Origin of the sequence: Delftia sp. HK171 (assembly GCF_001886655.1) — a bacterium.
GTDB classification, from domain to species: Bacteria; Pseudomonadota; Gammaproteobacteria; order Burkholderiales; family Burkholderiaceae_C; genus Comamonas; species Comamonas acidovorans.
In genome coordinates, this window is record NZ_CP018101.1 from 3,896,397 (window position 1) to 3,910,303 (window position 13,907).

Below are 13,907 nucleotides of genomic sequence, written 5' to 3' on the forward strand. Positions count from 1 at the left end.
ATCTGCGCCAGCAGGCGCTGTTTTCCTGAGCGGAGCCGTCGCTGATGCAGCCCACCGCCATTGAACAGGGGGCTGCCGTGGCACCAGGCGTTCACGAGGATTTCGGCCATTTGCTGGGGCTGTACATGCGCCGCATCCGCGCCAGCGCCTCGGGCGTGGCCACCGAGATCGGGCTGAGCCGGGAAGCCGTCAACAACTGGAGGAATGGGGTTTCCCTGCCCAATCCACGCTCGCGCGACCGGCTGGCCGCCTGCGCCCAGTACCTGCGCCTGACGGAGGCGGAGACCAATCGCCTGTTCTCCGCCGCTGGCTTTGCCACGGAGTTTCCGCTGCAGGCCGCCGCCGCTGGCGCCCAGCCTTTTGCAGGCTTCATGGACCGGCTTTTCGCCCAGCTGGCCCAGGCCAGGCCCTATGCCATCACCATGCTGCTGTCGCCCGCGCACTGGGGACAGCCCCCGTTTCGCCAGGAACTGCTGCTGCGTGCCCGCGCCCAGTATGGCGCCGAGGCGGTGTTGCACATCCAGCCGCCCTACAGCGTGAGCACGGCTGCGGCCGACTACTTTGCGGCCCTGGGCCGGCAATGCGGGCTGGGCGAAGTGGGCTCGGACTACGAATTCGAGGCCCTGCTGGAAAAGCGCCTGCTGGCCGGCGGCCGGCTGTTTTGCCTGGTCAGCCGCTTCGAGCAGGGCACGGCGCAGCTGCGCGAGACACTGGCCGGCATCCTGCGCAGCCTCAGCGAAATGCACAGCGGCCGCCTGCACTTGCTGCTGTGCGGCAGCGAGGCCCTGGCCGACCTCAAGTACCGCAGCGGTGACCTGTCGCTGCTCAACATCGGCCAGGTGGCCCACTGGCCCGATCCTACGCTGGAAGACCTGGCCCTCATGGCGCGCCAGCGCTGGCCAGGCACGGCCTGGCCGGCCGAGGTCATCGAGGCATTGCAGGCGCTGACGGGCGGGCATCCCGCGCTTTTCGAGGAAGCGCTGCAATGGCTGGTGGAGCAGGGCGTGGGCGTCGCTTCCGTGCACTCGCCCCTGCTGCGCGCCCATCTGGTGGCCAGTGCGCGCCTGTGGCAGACCTTGCTGCCCCTGGCGCAGGAACCTGCCACGCGCGAGCAACTGCGCGGGCTGGTGGATGCGGCATCGCTGGGCCGTGCACGCCCCTATCTGCAGGATGCCGTGCTGCGGCGCCTGTTCTGGGGCAATCTGCTGCAGGTGCGCGGAGCAGGTGAGGGCGCCCATCTGCACTGGCGCTGCGACATTGCCCGCGAAGCCGCCGTGGCGGTGCTGCAGGCATGAGCGGCCTGGGCCGGCTTGTGCAACTGCCCAGATCCTGGTGGCGCGCCGCGCTGCTCGCCTTGGTCACGCTGTTCATCGGCACAGCCATCCTGCTGCCCCGCTACAACCCCGTCACCCGCAGCAGCCTGCAGGGCGCGGAAAGCTCGGGCCGGGTCTGGAACGAAATCATCCTGTGGCGCCTGGCCCTGATGGACTATGTGCGCCAGCATGAAAGCTGGCCGCAGGACCTGGCCAGCGTGGCGCCGGAGATTGCCGAACCGCGCGTGCGCATGAGCTCGCCCAGTCCATTCGTGCTGCAGGCGGACGTGGTGCGCGACAGCCAGATGGGCGTGCTCGCCGGAACCCAGGTCCTGCTGCAACTGGACAGGCAACGCTGGGACTGGAGCTGCCAGGGCGGCCTGCCTCCGACTCCGCCGCGCTACCTGCCGCTGAACTGCAGCCCCTCGCCGGGCCAGCCCGAGCATGAACCCTTTGGATGGCTGCGCAGCGTCATCTGGACCAGCGCACTGGTCTTTGGCTGCCTGGCCCTGCTGTGGCTGGTGCGCCATCCGCTGATAGGCCCGGCACAGCTCAAGCCCGAGCGCCTGCGCCGCAAGCCCTACCAGCATCTGCCCCAGCTGGACCGGCTGCTGCGGCTGACCGGCCGCCGTTCCGCCGTCCTGCGCGCTGCAGGCATACGCCTGCCGGACTGGCAGCGGGCCCTGCGTCTTGCCGGCGCAAGCCCAGGCGCCCGCGTGCGGGCCCTGGCCGAACGCCTGTCCGCCGCCTGCAAACCGGCGCAAGGCGAGTGGCCCGTGCCCGGCGACATGTTCGAGTGGACGCTGCCGCCCGAGCTGCCCATCGCCCTGGGCCGCTGCCTGGTCTATGCGCCCCCAGCGGAGCTGGAAGAGGGCGAACTCGTGCGCCAGCTGCGCCTGCTGCAAACCGGCGGCGATGTGGTGCTCATCGTGAGCCCGCACCATCCCCAGTCGCCCATGCCGCTGCTGCAGCGCCATGCCCAGGACCGCGCCAACCTGCACGTGCTGCTGGACAGCCCGGGGCAGACCGAATGGCTGCTGGGCGGCGCTCCAGACCAGGTGCTGCTGCGGCTGCTGGCCACGCAGTTGCAGGTCACGCGCATATCGCCCTACCAGACGCGCGGCGGCGTAACGCGCGAGGACGTTTTCTTTGGCCGCGAGCGCCTGCTGGCCCGCGTGCTCAACCGCGAACCGGCCAACTACCTGGTCGTGGGAGGACGTCAGCTCGGCAAAAGCAGCCTGCTCAAGGCCGTACAGCGGCGGCTGCAGGAGCATCCGGCCATCGCCTGCCACTACATCTCGCTGCGCGACCACCGCCTCACGCCGCGCCTGGCCACGCAGTTCGGCCTTCCCGTGGAAACACCGCTGGAGGCCATCATCGAACACCTGCAAAAGCAGTCGCAGGGCAGGCGGCTGTACCTGCTGATCGACGAGGCCGACCTGTTCTTCCGCGACGAAGCCCGCAATGGCTACCCTCAGCTCAGCGCCTTGCGCGCGCTGAGCGAGGAGGGCCGTTGCTGGTTCATGCTGGCGGGATTCTGGGATCTGTACGCGGCAGCGCTGCTCGACTACCAGTCGCCGCTGCGCAACTTCGGCGAAATCCTGGCCATTGGGGGATTGGAGCCAGCGGCATGTCATGCCCTGGCCACCGAACCGCTGCGCAGGCTGCGCCTGGGCTTTGCCAACGACGCTCTGGCCGAGCGGCTGATAGAGGCCAGCGGCAGGCGCGCCAACCTGGTCGCCATCCTCTGCCAGGAATGCCTGGAGGCCCTGGGACCCGACGAACGCGTCATCGAAGAACGCCACCTGCGCCAGGCCATGGCATCCCAGCCCGTGCAGGACGCGCTGGTGGGATGGGGCCGCTTGAGCACCGACGAACAGGCCTGCCGCCTGGACCGCATCGCCGTCTATCACACGGCCCAGCAAGGACAGACCAGCCTGACCGCACTCGACGCCCTGGTCCAGTCCCACGGCGCCACCGGCCAGGCCCAGGCCCTGCGCCGGTCCCTGGCGCGCCTGCAACTGGCCTACGTCCTGCGCCGGGATGAAACGCACGGCGTGCACGATGCAAGCTACGTCTTCACCATCCCGCTGCTGCAGCGCCAGTTCGAGCCACAGGAAACCGCGCTTTTGCTGAAGCAGGAGCTTGATGGCCTGGAAACCGTGTTGAACAGCTGAAAACGAAGCAGGCAAGGCACTGGAGGAGTGCCTTGCCTTGGTTCTCAGGCTGTTATCTGTGTTTGTTATTTAACATAATATACATCGTATCAAACAAAACAGAGGGCAAGAGTTCTTACGCACCGGTGCACTCCAACTGGCCAGCCCGGGGGTTCGGACCTTGCTTGCCAGGGCCGGGACCGGTGGCAGGCAGTCCATACACGGCCTTCACGTCGGCGTTGTCCTGTGACTTGAAGCCGTCCTTGGACAGAGACCATGCATCGAAATAGTTCACGGGGTTGTAGGCAACCGCGTTTGCAGACTTCAGATAGTCCGTCAGACGCGGCACTTCGCTTTCGAGATAGGGAAAATGCAGTCCGTATTCGAGGCTGAAGCCTACGGAATTTCCATCCACCTTCGTTGCCCGGGTTCCGAGATGATGCGGCTGGAAATACTTCACCTTGAAGGCCGGAATGATGACGCGGGCCTGTGCCACGACATTCGACTCGGGGCCGCCTTGCCACAGGTCGATATTGGATATTCCGGCATCTTTCACGGCGGCAGACAGATTGTCGAATGGCGATCCGTAGACCACCTGATTGGGAAGGCCCTTGTTGACGATGCGTGGATAGAACAATTCCTGTCCACCCGCACCGCTGTCCGATGCATAGATGGAAAGAACCTTGTCCGGTGTCTTCGTGGTGATCAGAAATCCAAACGTTTCCACTCCCGCCGTTCCCGCGCCGACTTCGCCGCAGTCGATGCTGTGCAGCCAGCGCACCACGCGCACCGTCGTATTTTCGTTGAGCGAAATCACTTCGCCGCCCTTCAATGTCGTGCACTGTGCCGCCGGATTGCCATAGGCAACGACCTTTTGGCAGACGGCTGCCGGGGCATATATGGGCTTGCCGGTTTGCTTTGCATACTCTGGAATCTGCAAGGCATGGTCACCATGCTCATGGCCCACCAGAAAATAGTCCACCGAGCCACGCTTGCGAAGCGCACCAAGCACCTTGGTGACTGCTGATGGCGACGGCGCGCTGCCGGTGTTCACCACCTCACCATCCAGAATGATGCCGGTGGAGCCGATTTGATAATGGAAGTTGCTGATGCCGAACCATGTCGTGCGTATTTCCGTGGGTTGGGATGCGCCCTCCCCTGCGCCTCCGCATGCGGTTACAGCCACAGCCGAAATTCCCATGGCAATCAGTCCAGTCATTGCGGTTTTTTTCATTGTTTGTCTCCTGATGATCAATCGTTGATAAGACACTTCACGCCCACAGCGTTGTGCATTGCAAATTTATTTCCGTGGAACTTTCAAGTGGCTGTCATTCACGGGAATTAGGTGTAAGCACTGAGCGCAAGATATTTTGAAAATTGAAAGCACTTTGAAAGCTGAAATATGCTAAAAGATAAACTTTCCTAGGGTTTTTACCCATGATTTATGAAGAGCGGCACAGAAATTGACAGCCATCTGAAAGTTTGGCTTGTGTAGCATCTTCCATTCGACTTAATCATTTGGAAGACTGCAATGCAAGAAAACCTGCCCTCCTGCCTGTTCAACCCTATTGATCGCCGCAAGCTGCTTGGACTGGCCGGTGCGGTCGGTCTGTCCCATATTGCCACCCCTGCCCTCGCCCAGAAATGGCCGAATAAATCAATACGATTTGTTGTGCCGTTTGCCCCTGGCGGCAGTTCTGAAATAGTTGCGCGCTCCACGGCAGCCGAGATGACGAAGACGATCGGCCAGAGTGTCTACGTGGACAACAAGCCTGGCGCAGCGGGCAATATTGCGATGTCTGAAGTCGCCCGTGCCGAGGATCACCATACGGTCATTCTCGGCCATATCGGCACCCTAGCCGTGAACCCTTATATTTTCGCAAAACTTCCCTACAACGTGGAAAAGGACTTCAAGCCAATCAGTTTGCTGGCCAAAGTACCGAGTCTTTATGTCGTTAATCCCAAGGTTCCGGTGAAAAACATCAAGGAACTGATCGAATATGCCAAGGCCAATCCGGAAAGCCTCAGCTACGGCTCTGCCGGCAATGGAAGTGCGGGTCATCTGGCGTTTGAATACCTGAAGCTGACTTCCGGGTTCTCCATGCTGCACGTCCCGTATCGGGGTACCGGCCCGATGATGACGGACCTGCTGTCCGGCCGCGTGGGCGCTTCGGCGATCGGGGCCGCGGCCGTGATCCCGTTCATCAAGTCCGGCAAACTGCGTTGCATCGCAACGGGTTCAAGCAAGCGCATTCCCCAACTGCCCGACGTGCCGACCGTCGCAGAACAGGGTTTCCCCGGGTTCGAGATGACACAGTGGTATGGCATGCTCGCGCCGGCCAATTTTTCCTCCAGTGAGATAGACCTGCTGGCTGCCGAAACCAGCAAGGCAGTTCGGGCTCCGTCCTCGGTCGAACGTCTGCATGCAGACGCCGCCGAAGTCATTGGCGATACCCCGGCACAGTTTGCCGAATTCATCGCCCGCGAGCAGGCGCGCTGGAAGCAAGTCATTGCCAAGGCGCAGATCAAAGCCGACTGATGTGCCCGGCGGCCGTCAGCAACCCTGTTTTTCCCGATGCGAATCCTGCTTGCCGAAGATGAGCACGCCCTTGGTACATGGCTGTCCAAGGCGTTGACCCAAGTGGGAATTCAGGTGGAATGGGTGGACAACGGCAAGCTTGCCGATCGGCGGCTGGCCACCGAGGACTACGACGCTGCCGTTCTCGATCTGGGCCTGCCTGACCTCAGCGGTGATGTCGTCCTGGAGAGGCTGCGGGCGCGAGACCAGCGTCTGCCCGCGCTGATTCTTACGGCGCGCGACTCTGTTGACGAGCGTGTCCGTGCGCTCAACGCGGGCGCGGACGACTTCCTGGCCAAACCCTTTGCCCTGGCCGAGCTTGAGGCAAGATTGCACGCGCTGGTGCGCCGCGCCAGGGGGAGCGATCACCCAAGGCTCGCTTGCGGCCCGCTGGTCCTGGACGGTGTCACCAAGCAATTCATGCTGCATGGCGCGCCTGTCCCACTCTCGAAACGCGAGTATTCGGTACTTCGTGTGCTTATCCAGCGCTCTGGCGAGCCGTTCACAAAAAAGCAGATCATCGAGCGCGTCTTCCCCGAAGAGTCTGATGTCCATCTGGAGGCGGTCGAGGTCTTCATTCACAGACTGCGCAAAAAGCTGGAAGGCAGTGGCGTCAGCGTCGTCACGTTGAGAGGACTTGGCTACGCCTTGGAAATAGATGCTCCCAAGCCTTCTTTCTAAGCTGACCTTATGGCAGAGACTGGGCTTGGTTCTTGTGCCGATTCTTGGCGCCGTGACATCCGTGGAGCTTTATCTGACGCGGCAGGATGCCATCGATTCGGCCAACGCTGCCTATGACAGATCGCTGTTGGGTGCACTTCGCTCGATAGATTCAAACATATCGACCGCTTCAGGGGGACTTTCGGTCGAACTCCCCTATTCCATATTCGATCTTTTTGAGCTCACGGCGAGCGGCCAGGTGTATTTTCGGGTTGCCACTTCGGACAATCTGGTGGAATTGGGAAGCGCCGACATGCCGCCGCCTCCGACATCGTTGTCAAAGAATCCCATTTTCTACGACGGCTTCTATTTTGGCGAACCCGTCAGGGTGGCCGCGCTGATGAGAGATCTGTCGGCAAAGCCTGCCGGTAGCTCCGCCGACACGGTCACAGTGCAAGTGGCTGAAAGCAAGCAATCGCGCCAGCAATTCATTGACAAGTTCTTTCAGCGGACCCTTGTTCGTGATGGTTTCGTGTTCCTTTCCATGATGATCGCCACGGCACTTGCAGTTGCCGCGGCGCTCAGGCCGGTGACCCGCCTGGCCAAAGAGGTACGGGAACGCGGGGCCGATGATATTGCGCCGATAAGCACGCAGGAGCTTCCATCGGACTTGCGGCCATTGGTCATGGCGGTCAATCGCCAGATTGAAGTGACGAAGGCTGTTGTTTCCTCCAAGCATGAATTTCTGGATTACGCATCTCATCAACTGCGCACACACCTGACCACGCTGCGCATACAGATGGATTATGCGCAGCGGATAAATGATGTCGCGCAGATCCATGATGCATTGGGCGCTCTGGACGCAGAGCTGACAGGCGTGACCCGTACGACCCAGCAATTGCTGGCCCTGGGCAGAAGCGAGTCGGCCGAGGTGAATCTCCGGACCTTCGACCTGGGCGAGCTGGTCCGGCGCATTGCCGTCTCTTTGCTGCCCCAGGCACGGCAGCGCTCCATCGACCTGGGCGTCAATGTGGAGGAGGAAGTATTTGCAACGGGCGATGAATTGCTGCTTCAGGAGGCCGTGCTGAATCTGGCATCGAATGCACTTGAATACTGTCCTTGTGGCAGCGTGGTAACCATCACGGGCCGGCGTTCGGATACCGGATGGATTCTGGCCGTCGAAGACAATGGACCGGGGCTGCCGGAGGACGAATTGGCTCTGCTGGGCCGCCGCTATACACGAGGCCGCCAATCACCGATGGATGGTTCGGGCTCCGGCCTGGGCCTTGCGATTGCAAGAATCATTGCAGAGAGACACAAAGGAAAGCTCACCCTGGCGCACGGTTCCGGCGCAAGGGGGTTGCTGGCGAGCCTTGAGTGGGAAGACACGGACAGTGCGCCACTTGCCAAAAAATAAGGATGGAGACAAATGCAAAATCCCTGGTTGGCTGCGTCCCGTCAGGATGCCGCGTGCAAAACACGCCGAGCCCTGTTGACGGCCATTCCTGTTCTGGCCACATCGCCAAGCGCGTTTACGCAAGTTCTGGACCCGGGAGTCAACAAAAATGCCGTGTGCATCGCCCCGGCAAAGCTGGGCGGCGGTTTTGACCTGACATGCCGATTGGCAGCCAAGGCGATCGATGGCACGCGCAGCGGCGATGCGAAAACACTGATTCAGTATCTGCCGGGAGGAATTGGTGCGCTGGCCTATGACAAGGCTGCGACGCAACAGCTCGGTGATGAACGCACGCTGATCGCTTTTTCCAGCGGATCGCTGCTCAATATTGCCCAAGGAAGATTCGGGCCTCACAGCATTGCCTCGGTGAACTGGCTGGGGGTCCTGGCCGCAGACTATGGAGTGGTTGCGGTAAGGGCCGATTCGCCCTATCGCTCGCTTGACGACCTGTTGCGAGCGATCCGGGCCAATCCGGCGGCCATTCCTTTCGGCGCGGGAGGCACGGTGGGCAGCCAAGACTGGATTAAGGCGGCCCGCCTGGTCCGTGCGGCCGGACGTGATCCACGCGAGATGAGATTCGTGGCATTCGAGGGCGGTGGAGAGGCGCTGCGCGCCCTGGCCGGAGGACATGTGGTCGCATTTCCTGGCGATGCGGCCGAAGCCCAGCATGCCATTTCCGCCGGGGAAAGGATCAGGATACTTGCCATCCTGGCATCGGACCGCGTACCCGGAAAACTCGCGCATATCCCGACCGCAATGGAGCAAGGCGTCGATGTGACCTGGATGACGGTCAGGGGTCTCTATATGGCGGCAGGCACGCCTCCATCGGCAATACGCTACTGGTCCGACACCTTGCAAAAGGCGATGGGCCTTCCTGGCTATATGGCACTTCTGGAGAATTTCGACCTGTACCCCTACTCCCTGGTCGGCAGGCCGCTGCAGGAGTACCTGAAGCAGAAAATCCAGGAGTACCGGGAAGATGCCGAAAAAATGGGAGTGAGGATCTGGCGAAACCGTCCGTGATGTTGCTCCTGGTGCCGGTTGGGCCGGCTGCGCCGGTTGGGCCAGATAATGCGCCATCCCTGACGCCCATTTCGTCCATCTGCCGGTACTTCCAATGACCACACCCACGATCCCGCGCCAGGCCGAGCCCCAGCAAATTGATGCAGCGCTGTCGATCGCCGCATCCTTCCTGGTCCTTACCGTTGCAAGAGACGCAGCGTCCCTCTCCACCGTGCGATCCGTGCTCGGCGATCTGGACGGCCTGATCAAGAACGTCCTTGTACGGGACGTGACCGGGACCTTTACCTGCAACGTGGGCATCGGTGCCGATGTGTGGGGTCCGCTCGTCGGTACCCCGCTTCCGGCCGAGCTCCATCCATTCCGCGAAATCCGGGGCGCCACCCATGTGGCAGTCTCTACTTCGGGGGACCTGCTGTTCCACATCCGCGCCAGGTCCATGGATCTCATCGTGGCGTTCGAGCAGATGCTCCTGGAGGCCCTGGAAGGGACAGTCGCGGCCATGGATGAGGTCGCCGGATTCCGGTACTTCGACGGACGCGACCTGCTGGATTTTGTCGATGGCACGGCGAATCCGGTCGGCCTGGCGCTGCCGGCCTCAACGATAGTGGGCGAGGAAGATCCTGAACATGCGGGCGGAAGCTATGTCGTCGTACAGAAGTACCTCCACGACCTCCCGGCATGGAAAAGCCTGAGCACCGAAGCCCAGGAGCAGATCATTGGGCGAAAGAAGTTCACCAACACCGAGCTTCCCGATGCCTCGGAGGCGGAACAGAAGTCACACAAGACGCTGTGCACCATCACGCAGGACGGCGTCGAGCACGACATCCTGCGAGACAACATGCCCTTCGCGAGGCCTGCACTCAAGGAGTACGGGACCTATTTCATCGGTTATTCCAGGCACTTGTGGGTGATCGAGCAGATGCTCGAACGGATGTTCATCGGAAGCCCTCCCCCGCTCCATGACCGCATCCTTGACTTCTCGGCGGCGGTGACAGGCATTGCCTTCTTCGTTCCGTCAAAGGACATGCTCGCCCATCTTTGAGATCGGCTCGGGCATCGACGCCTGCCGCACGCAGGCTCGCAACCTCAGGCCCTCCATCAATGATGGTTGGGAAGCAGGCGTCAAGTTCTCTCCCCTGCCCTGGCTCAACGGCCGCGTTGCCTACTGGGAGCAGCGCGCCTCGGGAGAGGTGGCCCGGGTGCTGCAGGTCAAGAATGTCACCAACCGCAGTCTGATGGAGTCTGGCGCTGGCATTCCTCGAAAATATTTTTGCATGGGGTGCATCCAAACGACGCGATGGCGGGTAGTACCAGCAGCAGCCCAAAAAATGCGCTGCTTCAGTCCCCTTCACAAAACTGTTTGGAGAATTGCAATGTTGACCTCTCGTTCCGCATCCCGCACCGCCGCCGTTTCTTTCGCTGTAGCCACAGCGGCCCTGCTCACCGCCTGTGGCTCGATGCACAAGCCGGCCAGCACTTTCTCCCAGGCATCGCTGCCGGCCCCCATCCAGGTTCCTGCGGGCAACAAGGTCGCGTGGGAAACCGTCGGCAGCGGTGACATCACCTACGAATGCCGCGACAAGGCCAACGCGCCTGGCCAGACGGAATGGGTCTTTGTGGGACCCGATGCTGTGCTGAAGGACCGCATGGGCAAACAAGTGGGCCGCTACTACGGTCCCCCCGCAACCTGGGAGGCCAACGACGGCTCCAAACTCACCGCCACCCAGCTGGCTGTGGCGCCGTCCGGCGCAGGCAATCTGCCTTACCAGCTGGTGAAGGCAAACCCAGCCATGGGCAGCGGTGCGCTGGAGGGTGTGAGCTACATCCAGCGCGTGGCGCTCCAGGGCGGAGTGGCGCCGGCTGACAAGCCCTGCATGGCTGCCAACAAGGGCCAGAAGACCACCGTGAAGTACCAGGCCGACTACATCTTCTGGAAGCCCATGTAAGAGCCGGCAGCGGCGCGGATACACTGGACGAAGGATTTCCTGCAACGCCCCCTTCGCTCCATTTCGTGCCGCCCGCTGCCTCCCAGAACAACGAAGCTTTCGACCATGACGCAGCATTGCATGCATGTGCACGCGGCGAACGCGATGCTTTGCAGCGGATTTATGAGGCCGAGGCGCGCTTTCTCCTCGGCGTGGCACTGCGCATCGTCCGCGAGCGCGCCGCTGCGGAAGACGTGCTGCACGATGCGTTTGTCTCCATCTGGAACCGCTCATCCACCTTCGACGGCAATCGCGGAAGTGGTCGAGGGTGGATCTACAGCGTGGTGCGGCACGCCGCCCTCAACCGTGTACGGGATGGCGCACGCGAAACCGTGCTGGATGAAACTGCCCATGAAGCGCATGACGCCCAGGCCGCACTTTTGGCCTGGAAGGAAGGCGGCAGTGAATGGGAGCGGCAGGCGACGCTGGGTCGTCTTGGCGATTGCCTCGACCGGCTGGACCCCGAGCGCCGCGCCTGCCTGTTGCACGCCTACGTGGACGGCTGCAGCCACAGCGAAATTGCGGCGCGTGTGCAGGCACCGCTTGGTACGGTCAAGGCCTGGGTTCAACGCGGACTGCGTGCCCTGAGAGAGTGCATGCAATGAGCGGCGACACCCACCCCAATCCCTCGGAGTCGACGGATGACGGCTCCCCAGACGATCTCCAGATGCAGGCCGGCGAGTACGTATTGGGCACCCTCAATGCAGCCCAGCGCCGCTCCATCGAATCCCGTCTGCCCTACGAGCCTGCGTTGCGCACGGCCGTGCAGGCATGGGAGCAACGGCTCCTGCCGCTGGTTCAGCTGACTCCCCCCATCGAGCCCTCCGCAACGCTGTGGCAGCGCATCGCGGCCAGCGTCAAGCCGGCCCGGCCAGCGGTCCGCGCACGGCGTGGTGCCTGGTGGCACTGGGATAGCCTCGCCCTTTGGCGCGGCTTGGCGGGTGGCGGCTTTGCAGCTGCAGCACTGCTCGCGGCTGTGCTGGTGGTGCGAGAGGCATCACCGCCGGCTGCCCCGCGCTACTTCGTCGTGCTGGCAGCGCCGCAGAATCAGGCCCCCGGGTGGGTGGTCCAGGCCCAGTCTGAAGGTCGTCTGCGCCTTGTGCCACTGGGCAAGGATGCCATTCCGGCGGAAAAATCCCTGCAGTTCTGGACCAAGGCCGACGGCTGGAAAGCGCCGGTGTCCCTGGGTCTGGTCAAACCGGGCGAAGCCATCGAAGTGCCGGTAGACCAGTTGCCGCCTCTGCAGCCGAATCAGCTTTTCGAGCTCACCCTGGAGCCAGAAGGCGGCTCCCCGAGCGGACGCCCGACAGGGCCCATTCAGTTCATCGGCCGCGCTGTACAGATCTAGAGCGTGGTTTGCACTTTCAAGTGCCCGCCTTGGCTCTTCGCGCTGGTGATCGCACGCTCCAGGCGTCGCATTGGATGCGGCCGGCCTGGCCTTCGGTTTCAGAACGAGTGGCGCAGGCCCAGCATCAGGCCGGTCTGCGACGCGCCCGCCAGCGGGCTGCCGCCGGCTGCGGCCGAGCTGACCGAGATGGCCAGGCGCTGTCCGTTGTCAATGCGCGCGGCCTGGGCATAGACCGCCGTGCGCTTGGAGAATTTGTAGGTGGCGCGCAGGGCCAGCAGGGTGGAGCTGTCGCCGCCCTGGGCATAGCGCAGTTGCTGCAGCTGGCCATCGACCACGACGGCGGCGCTGGGGGACCAGGACAGGCCGCCCCATGCCAGGGTGCTGCGCGGCGTGGCGCCGTTGCTGGCCGAGGCCGCCTGGGCCGCGTCGTTGTCGCGGCGCATGAGGCCGGCGCCCAGCTTGATGGTGGGTGACAGCGCGGCATAGCCGTTGAGCATGATGCGGCGGTCCTTCAGGTCCGAGCGCGTCAGCCCTGCAAATGCGCCGGCGCCGCCGCGCATCTCGTCCACGGCCAGCGCAAAGCCCCAGGGCGCGGTGTCGTACTTCAGCATGGCGGACCATTGGCGGCAGGCCTGCCTGTCCGTGGCCGATTCGCCGGCGCAGTTGGTGCCGGCCGGGCTGGGGCCGGCGTTGACGGCATCGCGTCCGAGACTGTAGGCCGCACCCAGGCTCCAGGCGCCGAAGCGCCCCCGGTAGGCCAGTGAGTTGTCGGTGCGCGTGTTGGGGATGTAGCTGTCCAGGCTGCTCAGACCGAAGGCGTTGGGACCCAGCAGGTCGGCGTCGAACAGCGCCCAGTACAGCATGGTGTAGTTGCGCCCCAGCGAGACGCTGCCCCAGCCGCCGGACAGTCCCACCCAGGCCTGGCGCCCGAAACCCCGCCCGCCCTGGTTGAAGGTGCCGGCATCCGGGCCAAAGCCTGACTCCAGCGCAAAGATGGCGCTCAGGCCGCCGCCCAGATCCTCGCTGCCGCGCAGCCCCCAGCGCGACGGTGCCGTTCCCGTGAGGCCGGGCATGCGCGTCAGCGATCCGCCGCCTTGCACATTCGTCAGGTGCTCGATCCCGGTGTCCAGATGGCCGTACAGCGTCACGGATGCGCCGGCCTGGGCCTGGGCGCCGCCTGCTGCTGCCAGCATGGCGAGCGGGGCGAGGCGGCCCAGACAAGCCCGCAGTGGGCGCTTGGCTGAGGGTTGGGGAATGCTCTTGAGAGTGCGTTTCATGCTTTTGTCTCCTGTTGTTGTCGTTGCGGAATCGGCACGCCGCAACGCTGCGCCTTGGGAAAGGCGAGAGTGGCGGGCACGGGGAAATGGGAGAAAGCGGCTGGGCGCCCT

General features: G+C 63.2%; 12 protein-coding genes. 10 read left to right on the forward strand and 2 right to left on the reverse strand.

What is annotated here, in order from left to right; translation table 11 throughout:
• Positions 1–44: 44 nt before the first annotated feature.
• Positions 45–1,295, forward strand: coding sequence for a hypothetical protein (locus BO996_RS17535; protein ID WP_043822406.1), 1,251 nt, complete (start codon positions 45–47; stop codon positions 1,293–1,295).
• Complete coding sequence (locus BO996_RS17540) at positions 1,292–3,490, forward strand: AAA family ATPase (protein ID WP_071955940.1); 2,199 nt, start codon at positions 1,292–1,294, stop codon at positions 3,488–3,490. The genes BO996_RS17535 and BO996_RS17540 overlap by 4 nt, the downstream gene beginning before the upstream one ends.
• Before the next feature lie 115 nt (positions 3,491–3,605).
• Here BO996_RS17540 and BO996_RS17545 read toward each other — a convergent pair whose 3' ends face one another.
• Positions 3,606–4,703 (reverse strand): MBL fold metallo-hydrolase, encoded by a 1,098-nt coding sequence (locus BO996_RS17545; protein ID WP_071955942.1) that lies wholly within the window; start codon positions 4,701–4,703, stop codon positions 3,606–3,608.
• 297 nt (positions 4,704–5,000) lie between these two features.
• Between BO996_RS17545 and BO996_RS17550 the strand changes: the two genes are divergently transcribed.
• The 8 genes from BO996_RS17550 to BO996_RS17585 all read left to right on the forward strand — a co-directional run bounded on the left by BO996_RS17550 (position 5,001) and on the right by BO996_RS17585 (position 12,519).
• Positions 5,001–6,008 carry a Bug family tripartite tricarboxylate transporter substrate binding protein gene (locus BO996_RS17550; protein ID WP_071955944.1) on the forward strand — a complete coding sequence of 336 codons (1,008 nt, stop codon included), beginning with the start codon at positions 5,001–5,003 and terminating at the stop codon, positions 6,006–6,008.
• Positions 6,009–6,044: 36 nt separating this feature from the next.
• A complete protein-coding gene (locus BO996_RS17555) occupies positions 6,045–6,728 on the forward strand; it encodes a response regulator (RefSeq protein WP_071955946.1) in 684 nt (227 codons plus the stop codon).
• Positions 6,706–8,124, forward strand: coding sequence for a sensor histidine kinase (locus BO996_RS17560; protein WP_071955947.1), 1,419 nt, complete (start codon positions 6,706–6,708; stop codon positions 8,122–8,124). The genes BO996_RS17555 and BO996_RS17560 overlap by 23 nt, the downstream gene beginning before the upstream one ends.
• 12 nt (positions 8,125–8,136) lie before the next feature.
• The gene (locus tag BO996_RS17565; RefSeq protein ID WP_071955948.1) at positions 8,137–9,186 is read left to right on the forward strand and encodes a tripartite tricarboxylate transporter substrate binding protein; all 1,050 of its coding nucleotides are present in this window, start codon (positions 8,137–8,139) and stop codon (positions 9,184–9,186) included.
• A gap of 94 nt (positions 9,187–9,280) precedes the next feature.
• A complete protein-coding gene (locus BO996_RS17570) occupies positions 9,281–10,228 on the forward strand; it encodes a Dyp-type peroxidase (protein WP_013802400.1) in 948 nt (315 codons plus the stop codon).
• A gap of 331 nt (positions 10,229–10,559) precedes the next feature.
• Complete coding sequence (locus BO996_RS17575; RefSeq protein WP_043822431.1) at positions 10,560–11,132, forward strand: DUF3455 domain-containing protein; 573 nt, start codon at positions 10,560–10,562, stop codon at positions 11,130–11,132.
• Positions 11,133–11,197: 65 nt separating this feature from the next.
• Positions 11,198–11,776 (forward strand): sigma-70 family RNA polymerase sigma factor, encoded by a 579-nt coding sequence (locus BO996_RS17580; RefSeq protein ID WP_071955949.1) that lies wholly within the window; start codon positions 11,198–11,200, stop codon positions 11,774–11,776.
• Positions 11,773–12,519, forward strand: a complete 747-nt coding sequence (locus BO996_RS17585; protein ID WP_071955950.1) for an anti-sigma factor — start codon at positions 11,773–11,775, stop codon at positions 12,517–12,519. The genes BO996_RS17580 and BO996_RS17585 overlap by 4 nt, the downstream gene beginning before the upstream one ends.
• 98 nt (positions 12,520–12,617) lie before the next feature.
• Here BO996_RS17585 and BO996_RS17590 read toward each other — a convergent pair whose 3' ends face one another.
• Positions 12,618–13,796 carry a porin gene (locus tag BO996_RS17590; protein WP_071955951.1) on the reverse strand — a complete coding sequence of 393 codons (1,179 nt, stop codon included), beginning with the start codon at positions 13,794–13,796 and terminating at the stop codon, positions 12,618–12,620.
• Positions 13,797–13,907: the final 111 nt, after the last annotated feature.